The 19,059-nt window shown below is 60.4% G+C and carries 20 protein-coding genes and 1 pseudogene; 12 read left to right on the top strand and 9 right to left on the bottom strand.

Going from position 1 to position 19,059, the window contains the following annotated elements:
* The first annotated feature begins 159 nt into the window (after positions 1-159).
* The 5 genes from ACA053_RS11955 (at position 160) to ACA053_RS11935 (ending at position 4,138) form a co-directional block, all read left to right on the top strand.
* Positions 160-900: a response regulator gene (locus ACA053_RS11955; protein ID WP_219094804.1), complete on the top strand. Its 741-nt coding sequence runs from the start codon at positions 160-162 to the stop codon at positions 898-900.
* Positions 897-2,210, top strand: a complete 1,314-nt coding sequence (locus tag ACA053_RS11950) for an ATP-binding protein (RefSeq protein ID WP_497395615.1) — start codon at positions 897-899, stop codon at positions 2,208-2,210. Before ACA053_RS11955 ends, ACA053_RS11950 begins: the two co-directional genes overlap by 4 nt.
* Positions 2,211-2,395: 185 nt before the next feature.
* Positions 2,396-2,815, top strand: coding sequence for a hypothetical protein (locus ACA053_RS11945; RefSeq protein ID WP_497395613.1), 420 nt, complete (start codon positions 2,396-2,398; stop codon positions 2,813-2,815).
* Positions 2,816-3,070: 255 nt separating this feature from the next.
* Positions 3,071-3,805 carry a substrate-binding periplasmic protein gene (locus ACA053_RS11940; protein ID WP_497395611.1) on the top strand — a complete coding sequence of 245 codons (735 nt, stop codon included), beginning with the start codon at positions 3,071-3,073 and terminating at the stop codon, positions 3,803-3,805.
* Positions 3,806-3,913: 108 nt separating this feature from the next.
* A complete protein-coding gene (locus tag ACA053_RS11935; protein ID WP_497317399.1) occupies positions 3,914-4,138 on the top strand; it encodes a hypothetical protein in 225 nt (74 codons plus the stop codon).
* Between the two features lie 252 nt (positions 4,139-4,390).
* On the opposite strand, the gene ACA053_RS11930 is transcribed toward ACA053_RS11935, so the two are convergent.
* The 5 genes and pseudogenes from ACA053_RS11930 to ACA053_RS11910 form a co-directional block, all read right to left on the bottom strand.
* A complete protein-coding gene (locus tag ACA053_RS11930; protein ID WP_497395609.1) occupies positions 4,391-5,824 on the bottom strand; it encodes an FAD/NAD(P)-binding protein in 1,434 nt (477 codons plus the stop codon).
* A 14-nt stretch (positions 5,825-5,838) separates the two neighbouring features.
* Positions 5,839-6,606, bottom strand: a complete 768-nt coding sequence (locus tag ACA053_RS11925) for an ABC transporter ATP-binding protein (protein ID WP_497395607.1) — start codon at positions 6,604-6,606, stop codon at positions 5,839-5,841.
* Positions 6,607-6,609: 3 nt separating this feature from the next.
* Positions 6,610-7,521 (bottom strand): annotated as a pseudogene (locus ACA053_RS11920) (acyl-CoA dehydrogenase family protein).
* A 264-nt stretch (positions 7,522-7,785) separates the two neighbouring features.
* Entirely contained in the window at positions 7,786-8,124 is a 339-nt protein-coding gene (locus ACA053_RS11915) for a hypothetical protein (RefSeq protein ID WP_497395605.1), read from the bottom strand.
* A 164-nt stretch (positions 8,125-8,288) separates the two neighbouring features.
* Positions 8,289-8,852, bottom strand: coding sequence for a helix-turn-helix domain-containing protein (locus ACA053_RS11910; protein WP_497395603.1), 564 nt, complete (start codon positions 8,850-8,852; stop codon positions 8,289-8,291).
* On the opposite strand from ACA053_RS11910, the gene ACA053_RS11905 reads away from it, so the two are divergent.
* From ACA053_RS11905 to ACA053_RS11875, 7 genes are all read left to right on the top strand, one after another.
* Positions 8,847-9,872 (top strand): DMT family transporter, encoded by a 1,026-nt coding sequence (locus tag ACA053_RS11905; protein ID WP_497395601.1) that lies wholly within the window; start codon positions 8,847-8,849, stop codon positions 9,870-9,872. The two genes, ACA053_RS11910 and ACA053_RS11905, sit on opposite strands and share 6 nt — an antisense overlap.
* Positions 9,873-10,145: 273 nt before the next feature.
* A complete protein-coding gene (locus tag ACA053_RS11900) occupies positions 10,146-13,064 on the top strand; it encodes a monovalent cation/H+ antiporter subunit A (protein WP_497395599.1) in 2,919 nt (972 codons plus the stop codon).
* The gene (locus ACA053_RS11895) at positions 13,064-13,408 is read left to right on the top strand and encodes a Na+/H+ antiporter subunit C (RefSeq protein ID WP_007986256.1); all 345 of its coding nucleotides are present in this window, start codon (positions 13,064-13,066) and stop codon (positions 13,406-13,408) included. Before ACA053_RS11900 ends, ACA053_RS11895 begins: the two co-directional genes overlap by 1 nt.
* Complete coding sequence (locus ACA053_RS11890) at positions 13,405-15,090, top strand: monovalent cation/H+ antiporter subunit D (RefSeq protein ID WP_109629939.1); 1,686 nt, start codon at positions 13,405-13,407, stop codon at positions 15,088-15,090. The genes ACA053_RS11895 and ACA053_RS11890 overlap by 4 nt, the downstream gene beginning before the upstream one ends.
* Positions 15,087-15,575 (top strand): Na+/H+ antiporter subunit E, encoded by a 489-nt coding sequence (locus ACA053_RS11885; protein WP_497395597.1) that lies wholly within the window; start codon positions 15,087-15,089, stop codon positions 15,573-15,575. The genes ACA053_RS11890 and ACA053_RS11885 overlap by 4 nt, the downstream gene beginning before the upstream one ends.
* Positions 15,572-15,850 carry a K+/H+ antiporter subunit F gene (locus ACA053_RS11880; RefSeq protein ID WP_007935991.1) on the top strand — a complete coding sequence of 93 codons (279 nt, stop codon included), beginning with the start codon at positions 15,572-15,574 and terminating at the stop codon, positions 15,848-15,850. Before ACA053_RS11885 ends, ACA053_RS11880 begins: the two co-directional genes overlap by 4 nt.
* Complete coding sequence (locus tag ACA053_RS11875) at positions 15,847-16,209, top strand: Na+/H+ antiporter subunit G (protein WP_497395595.1); 363 nt, start codon at positions 15,847-15,849, stop codon at positions 16,207-16,209. The genes ACA053_RS11880 and ACA053_RS11875 overlap by 4 nt, the downstream gene beginning before the upstream one ends.
* Before the next feature lie 143 nt (positions 16,210-16,352).
* Here ACA053_RS11875 and ACA053_RS11870 read toward each other — a convergent pair whose 3' ends face one another.
* The 4 genes from ACA053_RS11870 to ACA053_RS11855 form a co-directional block, all read right to left on the bottom strand.
* Positions 16,353-16,790, bottom strand: a complete 438-nt coding sequence (locus ACA053_RS11870; RefSeq protein WP_497395593.1) for a DUF3995 domain-containing protein — start codon at positions 16,788-16,790, stop codon at positions 16,353-16,355.
* Between the two features lie 220 nt (positions 16,791-17,010).
* On the bottom strand, positions 17,011-18,027 hold the full coding sequence (locus tag ACA053_RS11865; protein WP_497395591.1) for an ABC transporter substrate-binding protein: 1,017 nt from the start codon (positions 18,025-18,027) through the stop codon (positions 17,011-17,013).
* Between the two features lie 118 nt (positions 18,028-18,145).
* Positions 18,146-18,349 (bottom strand): hypothetical protein, encoded by a 204-nt coding sequence (locus ACA053_RS11860; protein ID WP_109629926.1) that lies wholly within the window; start codon positions 18,347-18,349, stop codon positions 18,146-18,148.
* Positions 18,349-18,798, bottom strand: a complete 450-nt coding sequence (locus ACA053_RS11855) for a hypothetical protein (protein ID WP_497318218.1) — start codon at positions 18,796-18,798, stop codon at positions 18,349-18,351. The genes ACA053_RS11860 and ACA053_RS11855 overlap by 1 nt, the downstream gene beginning before the upstream one ends.
* Positions 18,799-19,059 lie beyond the last annotated feature (261 nt).

The following is a 19,059-nucleotide window of genomic DNA, read 5'->3' as shown; positions in this document are numbered from 1 at the left end:
GCACCCGATACAGTTCGATACACCCACACCTGAAAAAAGCCGCCTTGTATGCCCATGTATCAAAGTCGCCTCCAGATACAGTGAGATACAAAGGCCGGCAGGCAGGCGCGATGCGGCTCCCTAGAATGCGCGACGTGCGAATAACAAGAGGGTTGAGCAATGGAACACGTGAACCACATCCTGATCGTTGACGACGATCGCGAGATCCGCGAACTGGTCGGTAATTACCTGAAGAAGAACGGCCTGCGCACCACGGTGGTCGCCGACGGCCGGCAAATGCGCAGCTTTCTGGAAACCAACACCGTGGACCTGATCGTGCTCGACATCATGATGCCCGGCGATGACGGCCTGCTGCTGTGCCGTGAATTGCGCTCAGGCAAACACAAGGCCACGCCGATCCTGATGCTCACCGCTCGCAACGACGAAACCGACCGCATCCTCGGCCTGGAAATGGGCGCCGACGACTACCTGACCAAGCCGTTCGCCGCCCGCGAACTGTTGGCACGGATCAACGCCGTGCTGCGCCGCACCCGGATGCTGCCGCCCAACCTGCTCATCACCGAAAGCGGTCGGTTGCTGGGCTTCGGCCGCTGGCGCCTGGACACCACCGCCCGCCATCTGCTGGACGAAGACGGCACGATGGTCGCGCTCAGTGGCGCCGAATACCGCTTGCTCCGGGTGTTCCTCGATCACCCGCAGCGCGTGCTCAGTCGCGACCAGTTGCTCAACCTCACCCAGGGCCGCGACGCCGACCTGTTCGACCGTTCCATCGACTTGCTGGTGAGCCGCCTGCGCCAACGGCTGATGGATGACTCCCGGGAGTCGACCTACATCAAGACCGTGCGCAGCGAAGGCTACGTCTTCTCCTACCCCGTGGAATTGCTCGGCGCAGAATCATGAAGCCAGCCCTGTATTGGCCGCGTACGCTGGCGTCCCGGTTGTCGCTGATTTTCCTGGCGGGCCTGATCGTCGCCCACGGCTTGTCCTTCGGCGTGCAGTTCTACGAACGTTATCGCAGCGCCGAGGCGATGTTGCTGGGTAATCTGGAAAACGACGTGTCGATCGCGGTCTCGATCCTCGACCGCTTGCCGGCCGCCGAGCGCGCTGATTGGGTGCCCCGCTTCGAGCGCCGCACCTATCGCTATTCGCTGGGCGAAGGCTTGCCAGGCACGCCAATCAATCTCAAGGATGCCCACGACGCGGTGCAGTCCATCCAGGACGCTGTTGGTGAGCAATATGCCCTCACCTTCACTCGCATCGAAGGCGCGCAGCAGCATTTCCAGGCCCATCTGAAACTCGCCGACGGCAGCCCGCTGACCATCGACGTCCGGCCGTCCGTGATGCCGCTGTCCTCCTGGTTGCCGATGGTGCTATTGGTGCAACTGACCCTTCTATTGATCTGCACCTGGCTCGCGGTACGGGTCGCCATCCGCCCCCTCACCCGCCTCGCTCAAGCAGTCGACACCCTGGACCCGAACACCCACGCGGTGCATCTGGACGAAAAAGGCCCGACCGAAGTCGCCCATGCCGCCAGGGCGTTCAATGCCATGCAGGCGCGCATTGCCGCCTACCTGAAAGAACGCATGCAACTGCTGGCGGCGATTTCCCATGACCTGCAAACCCCGATCACCCGCATGAAACTGCGGGCCGAATTCATGGACGATTCCAGCGAGAAAGAAAAACTCTCCAACGACCTCAGCGAAATCGAGCACCTGGTGCGCGAAGGCGTGGCCTATGCCCGCAGCGTTCACGGTTCCACCGAAGCCAGTTGCCGGATCAATCTGGACTCGTTCCTCAACAGCCTGGTCTACGACTATCAGGACATGGGCAAGGCCGTGGAGCTTAGCGGCGACAACGCCGGGGTCATCGACACGCGCCCGCATGCCCTGCGCCGGGTACTGGTCAACCTGACGGATAACGCGCTGAAGTTCGCCGGTGCCGCCGAATTGCAGGTGGTATCGAAGGCCGACGGCAGCCATTCAATAAAGGTGCTGGACCGAGGGCCGGGGATTGCCGAAGAAGAATTGGCGCAAGTCCTGATGCCGTTCTACCGCGTCGAAAACTCGCGCAACCGCAACACCGGCGGCACCGGCCTGGGCCTGGCCATCGCGCAACAACTGGCCCTGGCCATCGGCGGCTCGCTGACCTTGAGCAACCGCGAAGGCGGCGGCTTGTGCGCTGAACTCACCCTCCCGCCACAAACCCTGTAGCAGCTGCTACAGGAGTAGAAAATCGAAGGGTTTTGTATCCGTCTGTATAAGAACCCCGAACGGATACGTAGAAGCCGATTTCAGCTCGTTCAAGCACACATCACCGATACACCCCGGCGTTTAACTGTGTTCACCGGATAGCAGCAGCTACCGACCCACACACTCAAGCGCACGGAGAATCAACCATGTTCAACTTCTCGAAAGTCTCGTCCCTGGCACTCGGTCTGGCACTGGTAGGCGGTCTCGGCCTGTCGAACCTGGCATCGGCGAATACCTCAAGCGCTGCGTCCCACAGCCAGATCCAGCAACTGCTGGTGGAAGGCGGCTCGGACCGCCTGCAACAGAATCGCGTCGCTGAATATGGCTCTGAAAACCTGCAAAAGAACCGTGTCGCTGAAGGCGGCTCCGATCGCCTGATCGAGAACCGTGTCGCTGAAGGCGGCTCCGATCGCCTGATCGAGAACCGCGTCGCTGAAGGCGGTGCTGAGCGTCTGCAAGAACTGCGCGAACGTGTCGCGCTGATCAGCCCGAAGAATGCCGTACAAGGGGGTGTGGTCGTCGCGGAAAACCGCCCTGAGTTCGGTTCGAAATATCAGCGTTACTGAGCAAGCTCGACAACACAGCAGAGATCGAAATGTGGGAGCGGGCTTGCTCGCGAAAGCGGTGTGTCAGACGGCAATGATGTCGACTGACAGGACCTCTTCGCGAGCAAGCCCGCTCCCACAGTTGTTTAGTGTTTTGCCTATGTTCCTGCACTAAAGCCATAAATCCTGAAATCTGTCGAAATAGTCCGACAAATTCCCGAGACAGCTGAATACACCCGTACTAAGATTTGCACCTCATTCAATCAAGGACGATTCATGAAGCGCATTGCCGGTTGCCTGCTGTCTTTCCTGACATTCACTGCGGTGGCGGCTGATCTGAACCTGCTCACCGACAACCATCCGCCCCTGCATTTCCAGCAAGGCAACCAACTGGTGGGGTTCGGTGTGGATGTGGTGCAGGCGCTGGCCGAAAGCGCCGGTGACCAGGTGCATTTTCAACAAGTCCCTTTACTGCGCGCCTTGCGTATCGCCACCAACGAGCCGGCCACCGCAGTGTTTACCGTGTTGCGCACCGCCGAGCGCGATGGCCAGTACCAATGGGTCGGCCCGTTGATGGAAGTGGAAACGGCGCTCTACTCCGCCAACGACGCCCAACAACCGGTGCGCAGCTTGCAGGACGCCGGCAGCCTGGGCCGCATCGTTGTTCCGCGAAAATGGCTGGTTTACAGCTATTTGCAGAAGCAGGGTTTGAACAACCTATACGGCGTGGAAACGCCCGAACAAATGATGCGTCTGGCGCGCCTGGGGCGTACCGAATTCGTGGTGGCGGACACCCTCTCCATCGCCGCCCTGGCGCGGGAAGAAGGCCTGGCGCCGAGTCAATTGCATTACCAGATGCCGCTGATGAAGCAAGGCGCCTACATTGCGTTTTCTCCGCTCATCGATGCCCGTCAGGTGGCGCGCTGGCAGCAGGCGCTGGAGGAAATGAGCCGCGACGGACGCCTCGAACAACTCAAGCAACGCTGGCTCAGCGACAACCTGCCCCGCTGACCGTGGATCAACGCGCGTGATAACAACTATGCGCAAAGGTGTTTTCTCATTGCGACGCTCCAGCCCTACAGTGGCCACATCTTCTCCCCACTCTACTGGAGCAACATCATGAAAAGCATCATCGGTCTCGGTTTCGCCCTGTCGGTCCTTGGCGCTACTTCCGCCATCGCTGCCCCACACGCCACCTCGCAAGTTGTCGCAGCCGCTAAAGTCAGCCAACCGGCAACAGTGAACGTAAACACTGTCGGTGTTGATCACAAAGACAACCAAGCCAGCAAACTCTACGTCGCTGAAAACCGCCCTGAGTTTGGCTCGAAGTATCAGCGTTATTGATTAACGGCTTTGGCCTGCTTGAAACAAGAAACCCCGGGTAGATCCGATCTACCCGGGGTTTCTTCATTTCAGGTGATCATTGATCCCGTAACAGCTGTCGAGCTTGCATTGTGGCGAGGGGATTTATCCCCGTTCGGCTGCGTAGCAGTCGTGAAATCAGACGCCGCGGTGTTTCAGGCGAACCGCGATCACAGGTTTCACGACGGCTGCGCCGCCGAACGGGGATAAATCCCCTCGCCACAACGGCAGCTGCTACAGAAACCGGGCGAGTCGTTCGGCAAGGGCTTTGGCCTGGCTCGCCACGTCGGTGACAGCCGTGCTTTCCCACCACATACCGCGCAACGGCGGGCCCATGGCGAACAGGCGTTCGGCGATCTTCCCGTCAGCGTCCAGCACTGCGCCATCAACTGCAGCCGCAATCCCCAACGCCAACGGCCCCGGTTGAATCAGCCCGCGAGCCAACAGTTGCTGCGGTAACGGTCGAGCCACCCGGCGCCAGTCGTATTCAATGCCGCTGGAATTGATCAACGCCGCGCCGCTCACAACCGTGGTTTCAACCTCACCACGACGGCGGATGCGAATGCTCACCCGCCCCTCGACCGTCGATTCCAGCCCTTTGAACGACGCCGCCTGAATCCGCAACCGCCCTTCCTCGTGCAGCCGCGCCACCAATTCCGCACTCAACGGTGGCGAGCGGTGGTGATGGCTTTCCCACCATGGCCGCACGTGTCGCACAAATTGCCGCCGCTGCACGTCCGTCGCCTGATTCCACAACCGGCCAATATGTGCCCGCACGGTGTCGAGCGGCGCCTGCCAGTCGATGCCTTGAGCGATGGCGTCCCGGCAATGCCGGCGCAGTTCGCGCACCAACTGTCGAGGTGTGCGAATACTCAGGTCCTCGGCAAGAAAATCCACCCACGTTGGCGGCTGCCGGCGCACGTGCGGCAGCAAGCCATGACGGGAAAACACTTCGATCGGCCCGCGATGCCCGGCCTGTTCCAGCGACACCACGGCATCGACCATGGTCAGGCCCGAACCGATGATCAGCACTGTCGACTGCGGGTCCAACCGGCGCATGGCCGCGACATCCCACGGATCGAGCGCGGCAGCGTTCAAACCGCTGGACTCGGTCTGCGGCGTGCGCGCGGCGGGAAACATCCCGGTGGCCAGCACCGCGTAGGCGCCTTGCAAGCGTTGCCCGTCACTCAAGGTCACCAACACCGAATCATCGCGGGTTTGCAGATCAACCACCTCGGCCCGCACATGCTCGACCGTTGAACCGTTCACCGCCCCCACCGCCTGCGCCTCCGCCAGGCGCTTCTGCACATAGACACCGAACAGCCCCCGAGGCGGGAACAATTCGCTGACCGGCACATGCTGCTCATCCGACTCCGGCCAGCCACCCGCCGCGATGTGCTCTGTCAGCCATTGGGTCAGGTCGTCGGCGTTGTCTGGTTCCACGCTCATACGGGCCGCGTTGCCGTTGAGCGTATGGCCCAGCTCGACCGCGCTGTACGCCTCGCCCCGGCCAAGTTCAGCGCGCGGCTCAATCACCAGCACCGAACGCTTGCCGGGCAATCGCAGCAACTGCGCCGCCAGCATCGCGCCGCTGAGGCCGCCGCCGACGATCAGGATGTCCGCGTGGCGGATGGCGTCGGTCGCCTGTCCGCGTTGGGTTTGAGTCATGGCGTTCTCACTGGTCAATGTTTACCTAAATAGAAATCGTGCAGGTCGCCCCGCGCCAGCAGCGCCTCACTGCTCCCGGACAGCACCACTCGACCGGTATCCAACACGTAGGCCGTCGATGCGTATTTGAGTGCCACGTTAATATTTTGCTCGGCAATCAGGAAGCTCACCTGCTCGTCGCGATTGAGTTGCGCGACGATCTCGAAAATCTCCTGGACGATAATAGGCGCCAATCCCATGGAAGGTTCATCAAGCAGTACCAAAGTAGGACGCGTCATCAACGCCCGACCGATGGCGACCATTTGCTGCTCGCCGCCGGAAGTCAGCCCGGCCTGGGTCTTGCGCTTGGTTTTCAGGCGCGGAAACCACGCGTAGATGCGCTCCAGATCATGAGCCATGTCCTGACGGCTCAAACGCCGGACAAACCCGCCGCTGCGCAGGTTGTCTTCGACCGTCAGTTGCGGGAAGACGTGGCGACCTTCCAGCACATGGACCATGCCCTGGCGCACCCGCAGGCTTGGATCGACACCCGCCGTATCGCGCCCTAGAAACTCGATGCTCCCGCGACTGACTTCCGCCCTCTCGGCGCGCACCAACCCGGAGATCGCTTTGAGCGTGGTGCTTTTGCCCGCGCCGTTGGCCCCGAGCAACGCCACGATGCCGCCCTTGGGCACAGTCAGCGACACGCCCGCCACGGCCAGAATCGCGCCGTCGTAAATCACCTCGATGTCTTTGACCTGCAACAGGTCCTGGGCAGCAATGTCGCTGGCGGCTTGGCTCATGGCTTATTCATCCCCGGTGCAGGTGCGTGGCGTCAGACCTTTTTCCTTGGCGAAGGCGGCGGATTTCTCATCGATCAATGGCCGCAACAGTGCACGGTCGGCGGGGATCCAGTCGCTGATCAGCGTCCAGTTGGCGCCGTCCCATTGTTGAACCCGCGCCGAACCGCCACCCTCGTGATCCTTGCAGGACAGCTTGAGGTTCTGCATCAAACCGAAGTAGCCCATGTCTTTGAGCCGCGCATCGTCGATGTTCAGGTGTTCCAGGCCCCAGCGCCCTTCCTCGCCATTGAGCGGGCGCTTGCCGAACTTGCCTTGGGCGGTACGGATCGCTTCGACCATCACGGCGGCGTTCACCAGCCCGGAGTTGTAGTAGACGCTGCCGAAATTCTTCAGGTCCTTTAGGTCGCTTTTGCCCTTGTCGAGGATGTTCTACTTGAGCCGTTTGTGGATCTCGAAATCCGTGCCGGCTTTGTCGAAACGAATGCGGGTTTCGAAGGCACCGGCGTTTTTGCTTTTGGATTCGGAGAAGGCATTACCGAAACGATAGCCCTGCAGCACTTTGCCGAAGTAGTAGCGCTTCTGCTCTTCGGTGGCGGTTTGCAGCAGGATGTCGAGGACGCCGAGGTGGTTTTGCGGAATTTGGCCAAGGGATGAGTCGGCGACGGAAATAATCTTGATCACTTCGGCGACGGTCACGTAGGAAACGCCGGCGCCGCCGTATGGCTTGGGAACGGTGATGCCCCAGAGACCGCTGGCGGAGAACTCGTCGAGCTCGGCGACGGGCAGGCGTCGTTCACGGTCGCGGACACTGGCCTCGACGGCGAAGCGTGCGGCGAGCTTGTGAGCGACGGCAATGGCTTCGGCGTCAGAGTGGATGACGTGGGCGGTGCGAGGGGCTTGGGCAGAGGCTGTCATGGGCCGACTCCGGATTTCGGGTGAGTACCCGAGATCTCTTTCACAAGCCGTGCCAGAATATCTATTCCTTATTATTCAACTGGTTATGCAAAAAAACATGCATTATCCGATAAAGAATATGCAGCAAACTGACGTTTACCTGTTGCTTGAGCAACAGCATGTAGGGGAACTTATCAGCGCTCTCGCTTAGAGAACGCTGAGCATGCCATCGAAGCAGCAATCAAAACCAACTTATAAGTCCTCCCTGCTTATAAACAGGGAAGTTTAGATTGATCTCACAGCCAAGTGAATATCATAGGAAACCGGTTTTGACTGCCATCCATTACCACCGCCACCCGGGTAGACAATATACGTAAATGGAACCTTTTCCTGGCCTGAGTAGTTAAGGAAGAATTTTTTTAGCACCACCACCTCTATCTCTTCACCTTCCAGCCCCGTAAGTGTATAGGTGTAGACAACTTCTTTTTTAATGTGAATATCAACTTCATCACCACGAGAAGCATCAGACCAACAAGAAATAATAGCCGTCCCGCCCTCTTCGACCGCCGACATCGTGATCACCCCATCGATAGCTTCTTTAATTTTAAGCGGGTCCAAATCCATTTCCTGATTCCTTCTAGTACACGTTCGAGAGAAGCGCTATCAGCAGATAATTTGCACCGCTGAAGTTATGAAGCGCTGAACGCTATTGAGAGCTCAATGACGTTTAACGTCTACTGTCAGAAATAACAGGTATGCGCTCATTTCCGATGAGCGGTAATCAGGGCTTAGATCACCACGTTTCGCACAAATCGCGCCGCCACCGGCCCATCGTTGCGATAGGCATGGGGCTGGTCGCTGGCAAACATGTAGAACTCGCCGGCCGCGATCTCATGAGGGGTATCGCCCAGCATCAACGTCAGGCAGCCTTCGAACACATAGATCTGTTCACTCCAACCTTCCGCATCCGGCTGCGACGGATAAACCTCCCCCGGTTGCAGGCACCACTCCCACTGTTCCACTTCACGGGTGGCGGTGGCTTTCGACAGCAAAACGGCTTTGCTGCCGGGAATCTTTCCGGCCCAGGCGACTTCGTTGATGCGGCTCGGGTCGCGGGCATCCGGGGCCTGGATCAGATCGCTGAACGCCACGTCCAGCGCTTCGGCCACGCGGTCGAGGGTGGTCAGGCTGACGTTCTTCTCGCCGGCCTCGATGGCCACCAGCATGCGGCGGCTGACCCCGGACTTTTCGGCCAGCGCGGTCTGGCTCATGTCGGCGGCATGGCGCAGGCGTCGGACGTTCTGGCTGACGTGCTGGAGGACCGAAGCCCGCTGGGGAGAATCTTTGTGCACTATATTGCTCACTCGGTGGGGTTGGGCAGTATACTGCGCAACATTCGGCGCATTGTGCGTCGCCCTCAGGTAGTACGCAAGGTCATGACGTCTGTGAACGCCCCTCACACTTCTTCCCGTTTCTCGCGGTTCAGCAAAGCCGAGTGCGTGCTCGTGCTGATCACCATGGTCTGGGGCGGGACATTCTTGCTGGTGCAGCATGCGATGACCGTCAGCGGACCGATGTTTTTCGTCGGCCTGCGCTTTGCCGCGGCGGCGATCATTGTTGCGCTGTTCTCCTGGCGTCACCTGCGGGAGCTGACCCTGTTCGAACTCAAGGCCGGTGCCTTTATCGGCGTGGCGATCATGCTTGGCTACGGCTTGCAGACCGTGGGTTTGCAGAGCATTCCCAGCAGTCAGTCGGCGTTTATCACCGCGTTGTACGTGCCCTTCGTACCATTGCTGCAATGGCTGGTGCTGGGGCGGCGTCCGGGGCTGATGCCGAGCATCGGCATCATGCTGGCGTTTACCGGGTTGATGCTGCTGTCCGGGCCGGCTGGTGCTTCCTTTAATTTCAGTCCCGGTGAAATCGCCACGTTGATCAGCGCCGTGGCGATTGCGGCGGAGATCATTTTGATCAGCACCTATGCCGGCCAGGTCGATGTGCGGCGGGTAACGGTGGTGCAACTGGCAACCACGTCGGTGCTGTCGTTCCTGATGGTGGTACCGACTCAGGAAGTGATTCCGGATTTCTCATGGTTGTTGCTGTGCAGTGCGCTGGGCTTGGGGGCTGCGAGCGCGGCGATCCAGGTGGCGATGAACTGGGCGCAGAAAAGCGTTTCGCCGACCCGGGCGACGTTGATTTACGCGGGCGAGCCGGTGTGGGCCGGGATTGTCGGAAGGATCGCCGGGGAGCGGTTGCCGGCGATTGCCTTGGTGGGTGCGGGGTTGATTGTGGCGGCGGTGATTGTGAGTGAGTTGAAGACCAAGGGTAAGGCGGCTGCGGCGGAGGAAGAGCTGGAACGCGAAACTCACGGTTAAACCGCATTATCTGTGGCGTATGGTAGATCGCCTTCGCGAGCAAGCCCGCTCCCACACTGGAACTGTGTTGTGCCCAGGTTATGTGTACACAGTAAATCCACTGTGGAAGCGGGCTTGCTCGCGAAGAGGCCAGACCTGCTGAATACAGCCCGTTGAAACAATGTGAATCAGGGTTTTTCCGTCTACCTTGTAGGATTCTGCGACAGCTTGGCGTTTGGTGATCGGGGAGCTGGCACGTATGATGCTTCACAAACTTCCGCAGATTAGAAGCCTATGTCCCTGATAGTTCTACTGCTTCTGCCTTTTATCGGCAGCTGTCTGGCGGCATTGCTGCCTCACAACGCGCGTAACACCGAATCTTTGTTGGCTGGCCTGGTTGCCTTGATAGGCACCGTGCAGGTTGCCCTTCTGTACCCGCAAATCGCCGATGGCGGCGTCATTCGTGAAGAGTTCTTCTGGCTGCCCAGCCTGGGCCTGAACTTCGTCCTGCGCATGGACGGTTTCGCCTGGCTGTTCTCGATGCTGGTGCTGGGCATCGGCACGCTGGTTTCTTTATACGCCCGCTATTACATGTCGCCGGACGATCCGGTGCCGCGGTTCTTCGCTTTTTTCCTGGCGTTCATGGGCGCGATGCTTGGGTTGGTGATCTCCGGCAACCTGATCCAGATCGTGTTTTTCTGGGAGCTGACCAGCCTCTTTTCCTTCCTGTTGATCGGCTACTGGCACCACCGCGCCGATGCGCGACGCGGCGCCTATATGGCGCTGATGGTCACCGGCGCCGGTGGACTGTGCTTGCTGGCGGGGGTCATGCTGCTCGGCCATGTGGTCGGCAGCTATGACCTGGACAAGGTCCTGGCCGCCGGCGACCTGATTCGCGCGAACCACCTCTACCCTATCCTGCTACCCCTGATCCTGATCGGCGCCCTGAGTAAAAGTGCGCAATTCCCCTTCCACTTCTGGCTGCCCCATGCGATGGCGGCACCGACACCGGTTTCGGCCTATTTGCACTCGGCAACCATGGTCAAGGCCGGGGTGTTCCTGCTCGCACGGCTATGGCCGTCGCTGTCCGGCAGTGAAGAATGGTTCTACATCGTCAGCGGCGCCGGGGCCTGCACCCTGTTGCTCGGCGCGTACTGCGCGATGTTCCAGAACGACCTCAAAGGTTTGCTGGCCTACTCAACCATCAGCCACCTCGGCCTGATCACCCTGCTATTGGGTCTGAACAGCCCTCTGGCCGCCGTGGCCGCCGTATTCCATATCCTCAACCACGCCACGTTCAAGGCCTCGCTGTTCATGGCCGCCGGGATCATCGACCACGAAAGCGGCACCCGGGACATCCGCAAGCTCAGCGGCCTGATCAAGCTGATCCCGTTCACCGCGACCCTGGCGATGGTCGCCAGCGCCTCGATGGCGGGCGTACCGCTGCTCAACGGCTTCCTGTCAAAAGAGATGTTCTTCGCCGAAACCGTGTTCATCAACGCCACGGCCTGGGTCGAGATGACCTTGCCGATCGTTGCGACCATCGCCGGCACCTTCAGCGTCGCCTACTCGCTGCGCTTCACCGTTGACGTGTTCTTCGGCCCGACCGCCACCGACCTGCCCCACACCCCGCACGAACCGCCACGCTGGATGCGCGCGCCGGTGGAGTTGCTGGTGTTCGCGTGTCTGATCGTGGGGATTTTCCCGGCGCAAGTGGTCGGCCCGTTGCTGGCCGCGGCGGCCCTGCCAGTGGTGGGCGGAACCTTGCCCGAATACAGCCTGGCGATCTGGCACGGCTGGAACGCGCCGATGATCATGAGCCTGATCGCCATGTCCTGCGGCATCGTGCTCTATCTGCTGTTGCGCAAGCAGCTCAAACTCGGGCGTTTCAAATACCCGCCGATCATTGGCCGGTTCAACGGCAAGCGCCAGTTCGAGCGCAGCCTGGTGATCATGATGCGCCTGGCCCGTCGGCTGGAGCGGCGGGTCAGCACCAAACGCCTGCAAACCCAATTATTCCTGGTGGTCCTCGCAGCGGTGTTTGCCGGATTGATCCCGATGCTGCACAGCAGCCTGAGCTGGGGCGACCGGCCGAAAATTCCCGGCTCGATCGTGTTCGTGACCCTCTGGCTGCTGGCGATTGCCTGCGCCCTCGGCGCCGCGTGGCAGGCCAAGTATCACCGGCTCGCGGCCCTGACCATGGTCAGCGTTTGCGGTCTGATGACCTGCGTGACCTTTGTCTGGTTTTCGGCACCGGACCTGGCGCTGACGCAGCTGGTGGTCGAAGTGGTGACCACGGTGCTGATCCTGCTCGGTCTGCGCTGGTTGCCGCGCCGGATCGAAGAGGTGTCGCCACTGCCGAGCACCTTGCGCAAGGCGCGCGTGCGGCGTATCCGCGACTTGCTGCTGTCGACCGCCGTCGGCGGCGGCATGGCGTTGCTGTCCTACGCGATGCTGACGCGCCAGACGCCGAACCACATTTCTTCGTTCTACCTCAGTCGCGCCCTGCCCGAAGGCGGCGGCAGCAACGTGGTCAACGTGATGCTGGTGGACTTCCGCGGCTTCGACACCCTCGGTGAAATCACCGTATTGGCGGCCGTGGCCCTGACCGTATTCGCCCTGCTGCGACGCTTCCGCCCACCGAAAGAAAGCCTGCAGTTGCCGGCCCAGCAGCGCCTGCTCGCACCCGACGTCGTCACCGACCTGGTCAACCCGCGTCACGCCAGCGACACCGCGCTCGGTTTCATGATGGTCCCGGCGGTGCTGGTGCGCCTGCTGCTGCCGATTGCAGTGGTGGTGTCCTTCTATCTGTTCATGCGCGGGCACAACCAACCGGGCGGCGGTTTTGTCGCCGGGCTGGTGATGTCGGTCGCGTTCATCCTGCAATACATGGTCGCCGGCACCCAGTGGGTCGAGGCGCAAATGAGCCTTCGACCGCTGCGCTGGATGGGCACCGGCCTGCTGTTCGCCACGGCCACCGGGCTCGGTGCGATGGCAGTCGGGTATCCGTTCCTGACCACCCACACCTGGCATTTCGAACTGCCGGTGCTGGGTGACATTCACGTCGCCAGCGCACTGTTCTTCGACATCGGCGTGTACGCCGTGGTGGTCGGTTCGACGCTGTTGATCCTCACCGCCCTCGCCCACCAATCGGTTCGGGGTCACAAGACCGCAGCCCTGCCCAGATCCGTCGCCACCAAAGGAGCCGTCTGATGGAAGAAGTCATCGCAATCGCCATCGGCGTACTGGCCGCGTCCGGCGTCTGGTTGATCCTGCGGCCACGGACGTTTCAGGTGGTGATGGGCCTGTGCCTGCTGTCCTACGGCGTCAATCTGTTCATCTTCAGCATGGGCAGCCTGTTTATCGGCAAGGAGCCGATCATCAAGGACGGCGTGCCGCAGGACTTGCTGCATTACACCGACCCCTTGCCGCAAGCGCTGGTGCTGACCGCCATAGTGATCAGCTTCGCCATGACCGCGCTGTTTCTAGTGGTGTTGCTCGCCTCCCGGGGCTTGACCGGGACCGACCATGTCGATGGCCGGGAGCCTAAAGAATGACTGCGATGACGCACCTGATCGCCGCACCGATTCTGCTGCCGCTGCTGACCGCCGCCATCATGCTGATGCTCGGCGAGAAACACCGCCCGTTGAAAGCCAAGATCAACCTGTTCTCCAGCCTGCTGGGCCTGGGGATTTCCGTGCTGTTGCTGCAATGGACGCAAACCACCGGCGTGCCGGGCTCGATCGGTGTCTACCTGCCGGGCAACTGGCAGGTGCCGTTCGGTATCGTGCTGGTGGTCGATCGCCTGTCGGCGTTGATGCTGGTGCTGACCGGGATCATCGGCGTCAGCGCCTTGCTGTTCGCCATGGCCCGTTGGGACGGCGCCGGTTCGAGTTTCCATGCGTTGTTCCAGATTCAGATGATGGGACTTTACGGCGCGTTCCTGACGGCGGACCTGTTCAACCTGTTCGTGTTCTTCGAGGTGCTGCTGGCAGCCTCCTACGGCCTGATGCTCCACGGTTCGGGCCGGGCGCGGGTGTCGTCGGGGTTGCATTACATCTCGATCAACCTGCTGGCGTCGTCGCTGTTTCTGATCGGCGCGGCGCTGATCTATGGCGTCACTGGCACGCTGAACATGGCCGACCTGGCGCTGAAAATCCCGCTGGTGCCGGAAGCCGATCGCGGCCTGCTGCATGCCGGCGCGGGAATTCTCGCCGTAGCGTTCCTGGCCAAGGCCGGGATGTGGCCGCTGAACTTCTGGCTGGTGCCGGCCTATTCGGCGGCCAGCGCGCCGGTGGCGGCGATGTTCGCGATCATGACCAAGGTCGGCGTGTACACCTTGCTGCGCTTGTGGACCCTGCTGTTCTCCGGGCAGGCCGGGGCGTCGGCGTACTTTGGCGGCGACTGGCTGATCTACGGCGGCATGGCGACCATCGCCTGCGCCGGCGTGGCGATTCTTGCCGCACAACGGCTGGAACGCCTGGCCAGCCTGAGCATTCTGGTGTCAGCGGGGATCCTGCTGTCGGCCATCGGTTTCGCCCAGCCAAACCTGATCGGTGCGGCGCTGTTCTATCTGGTCAGCTCGACCCTGGCGTTGAGCGCGCTGTTCCTGCTGGCCGAGTTGATCGAGCGTTCCCGTTCGGCCAACGAAATGCCGCTGTTCGACGACGGCGACCTGCTGCCACGGCCGATGGAATCCCTGCAACCGCCCAAAGGCATCAACCTCGATGACGAGCAGAAAGCCGTGGTCGGCCAGGTGATTCCCTGGACCGTGGCGTTCCTCGGCTTGAGCTTCATTGCCTGCGCGCTGCTCATCATCGGCATGCCACCGCTGTCCGGGTTTATCGGCAAACTCAGCCTGCTCAGCGCCCTGCTTAACCCGCTGGGGTTGGGCAATGGCGCTGATGAACCGGTGTCGAATGCGGCGTGGGGCTTGCTGGCGTTGTTGATTCTGTCCGGGCTGGCGTCGCTGATTGCCTTCTCACGCCTGGGCATCCAGCGTTTCTGGACCCCCGAAGAACGGCCGTCACCCTTGCTGCGCCGTTTCGAATGCGTGCCAATCATCGTCCTGCTGGGGCTGAGCGTTGCGCTGACCTTCAAGGCCGAACCCCTGCTGCGCTACACCCAGGCGGCCGCTAATGCGTTGAACAATCCGCAGCAATACGTCATGGCGGTGCTGGGTACGCGTGTGGTGCCGAGCCCGGAAGCCCGTGCGGCGATGCTGGAGGTGCAGCCATGAAGCATCTGTTTCCGGCACCGTGGTTGTCACTGGCGTTGTGGCTGCTGTGGCTGCTGCTGAACCTCTCGCTGAGCCCTGGCAATCTGTTGCTCGGCGCGATGCTGGGGCTCTGCGCGCCGCTGATGATGCGCAAGCTGCGGCCGCTGCCGATCCGAATTCGTCGACCAGGGGTGATCCTGCGTTTGTTCTTTATGGTCGGTCGCGACGTGCTGGTGTCCAACCTCGTCATCGCCTGGGGCGTGCTCAACGCTGGTCGCCGCCCACCGCGCTCGCGTTTCGTTAAAGTACCGCTGGCTTTGCGCGATGCCAACGGCCTCGCGGCGCTGTCGATGATCTGCACGGTGGTGCCCGGCACGGTCTGGTCGGAACTGGCGCTGGACCGCAGCATCCTGTTGCTGCACGTGTTCGATCTGGACGATGAAGCGCTGTTTATCGAGCACTTCAAGGTGACTTATGAGCGCCCCCTGATGGAGATCTTCGAATGAGCGAATTGCTGTCGAACGCGATCCTGCTGAGCCTGTTCATTTTTTCCCTGGCGATGATCCTGACCCTTATTCGCCTGTTCAAAGGCCCGTCGGCCCAGGACCGGGTTCTGGCGCTGGACTACCTGTACATCATTGCGATGCTGATGATGCTGGCGCTAGGCATTCGTTATGCCAGTGACACTTACTTCGAGGCGGCGCTGCTGATCGCCCTGTTCGGCTTCGTCGGCTCGTTTGCCCTGGCCAAATTCCTGCTGCGTGGCGAGGTGATCGAATGAACACGCAACTGTCTCTGTGGATTGATATTCCGGTGGCGATTCTGCTGGTGCTCGGCAGTCTGTTTGCACTGATCGGCGCCATTGGCCTGGTGCGTATGAAGGATTATTTCCAGCGCATGCACCCGCCGGCGCTGGCTTCGACATTGGGGGCGTGGTGTGTGGCGCTGGCGTCGATCATTTACTTTTCGGCGCTCAAGTCCGGGCCGGTGCTGCATGCCTGGCTGATTCCGATCCTGTTGTCGATCACGGTGCCGGTAACAACATTGCTGCTGGCGCGGGCGGCGCTGTTTCGCAAGCGCATGGCGGGGGATGATGTGCCGGCCGAGGTGAGTAGCCGGCGCACGGAAAGCGGGAGTTAGGTTCAGACGTTTTTGTTGATTGGGCGGGCCTCATCGCGAGCAGGCTCGCTCCCACAGTTGATCTCTGTCAGACACAAAATCTGTGTTCACTGAAAATCCAATGTGGGAGCGAGCCTGCTCGCGATGGCTATTACTGCAACGACTCAGATCCAGGCGACTGCCAGCAACCCCGCCCCCAACACCACACACAACGGCGAATACGCCCAGGTGTCGAGCCGGGCAAACTTCGAATCCTTGACCTGCTTGAAGAACCCGACCAGATTCGAATCGCCGATCGCCCGGGCAAACATCAGCATCGCAATGGCGCTGATCACCCATTGCAGCGCCCAGTGCTGCACCGCCGGCAAGTACAGCCCGACCCGCAGGCACACCAGCATCGCGATCAACAGCAATCCCACCGCGACCAGCAACGTGGCAAACCCCGACGGTTTGAACGCCGGCCTGGGTTCCCCGCCACCGTCTGGTGATATTCGCGGCACCGCCGCCTCGCTACCCAACTTTCCACCTGCCGCCCAGTACAGGTGGATCAGGCTGATCAACAGGAAGATGGCAGCCATCCCTTGCGCGATCATCAGGCTCATATTCAGACATCCAGCGTGAAATGTCGCAGCAGGATGAACCTCCTTGAACGTTTTTGTAAGGGTATTTGTTATCGACGCCGGTAAAGCGCCGCTGAATGAAACTCGCCCGCACTGCTCGCACATAGATGGCCGCGATGCTTTATCGCTGCGTCGTGTTTTTTGTGAACACAGCAGATCCAATGTGTGAGCGAGCCAGCTCACGAAGGCGGTATCAAACTCATCACTTCAACTCGGCGGAGACTTTATCCGCCACATCCTTCGGCAACCATGCCTGCCAAACCTCTGGGTGCGCCTTCATGAACGCCTCTGCCGCCTGCCGTGGCGGGGTGTGTTTTTCGCTCATTTCGGCCAGTGCCTTGTTCAAGGGATCGATCGGGAAATCGACCTTGCTGAAGAAATCGGCAATCTGCGGATACTGTTTCTGGAAGGGCGTGGACACGCCGATCGAGAGCTTCGAGGCCAGCGAGCGCGTCGGTTTCGGATTGGGGTTGTCAGCGTCCGTCAGGGTTTTCCAGGCTTCGGCATCAAAGGGCGGTTCCTCCAGCTGAATCAGCTTGAAGCGCCCAAGCAACGGCGTCGGTGACCAGTAATAAAACAGCACCGGCTTGCCACGACGGATCGACGAACTGATCTCTGCATCCAGCGCCGCCCCGGAACCGCTACGGAAATTCACATAGCTGTCGTTCAGGCCATAGGCGGTGAGTTTCTGCTTGTTCACCACTTCCGATGTCCAGCCAATCGGGCTGTTGAGGAAGCGTCCCTTGCCCGGGCTTTCCGGATCGCTGAACACGTCCTTGTACTTGGGCAGGTCGCTGACACTTCGCAAACCCGGGGCCAGCGGCTTGATGCCTTTGGCCGGGTCGCCCTTGATCACATATTCGGGCACCCACCAGCCTTCAGTCGCGCCCTTGACCGTATCGCCCAGGCTCACGACTTTGCCCTCGGCTTCAGCTTTGACCCAGACCGGACTGCGACCGGCCCACTCTTCGCCAATGACCTGAATGTCATTGTTGGCCAAGGCGGTTTCCAGGGTGATGGTGGTCCCGGGCAAGGTGTCGGTCGGCAGGCCGTAGCCCTTCTCGACGATGATCCGCAGGATGTCGGTGATCAGGCTGCCGCTTTCCCAGTTCAGGTCGGCGAAGTGAATCGGCGCCTGGGCAGCGGATACCGGAACGGGCGAACTCAACACACCCAACGTGGCCAGGGCAACGGCCAGCAACCGTCGAAATCCTTTCATGCTTTTGCACCTCGTGCTGTTCACAGCAATAGCAGGATGGCCTGACAGAAGACCGCAAGCCTCTGAATACTCAGTCAACTGACTGTAGTAGAGGTTCCTGCATTCGAGGGGGCATGAATTACTTTTCGGAAGTTTCCTGCAAGCTTGCCAGCTCTCTTCTTACCATGCTGGCGTACGCCGCCGGGCGCAGCGTGTAGATCTGTGACGCCACCCAATTCAGCCAGCCTCCCTGCAGAACAGCCTTCTGCTCGAACAGTCGCCGGGCTTCGACTTGCGCACTGGCCTGGTTCTGTTCGTGGAAATCGGCGCGGGCCAGGGTCATTACTCGCTGGCCTTGAACGTCACCAGTTCGCCCTTGCGCCACTTGGCGGCTTTGGCGGTTACGGCTTTCAGGGTTTTGGTCAGGCCTTCCTGCAATTGCTGGTGGGCGGCGAAGACCATCACCACGCTATGACCTTCCTTGAACACAACCGCTTGACCGTCTGCGGTGGTGACAAAGGCGTAATCGCCCAGCCCGTACACCGTCAGTTTGATTTCACGGAACTTGATGTCGAGCTTGCCGCCTTCACGACTGGGCAATACCGAAGCGCTGAAATGATCACCGACCTTGAGCTTGAGCCCTGGCTTGTCATCGACCACCAACGCCTCTTCGGTGTCTATCTCGGCAATGTAAATGCCTTCAGCGTTCTGTTCGGTGATGTAAACGAAACGTGACTGGAACTGTTTAACCAGCTTTGCGCGCAAATCACCCAGCACGAACAAAGCATGCATATCGAGATTACTTACTGCCAAGGAAACATCCCCACATCTGAAATTGATGCCGCACGCAGAAAAAGCGCACAGCAGAAAAAAGCGGCCATGCCGAAGTTTTACCGTAAGACCCGAATTGAAATCCTGAGCCGAGCAGAGTGCTCATGCCTCGCGAGGACAGTGAGATTACTGGAATACCACTCGCGCCGTCCTCTGTGAAAGTCGTCAGGTGTTGAAGGAAAACGCCCTTCTTGCAGCCAGAGGAAACCGGATTACCAACTT

The sequence above is a fragment of the Pseudomonas sp. LBUM1672 genome (genome assembly GCF_059695655.1).
Note: the sequence above shows the minus strand (reverse complement) of the source record. Positions and strands in the feature narration are given on the sequence as shown.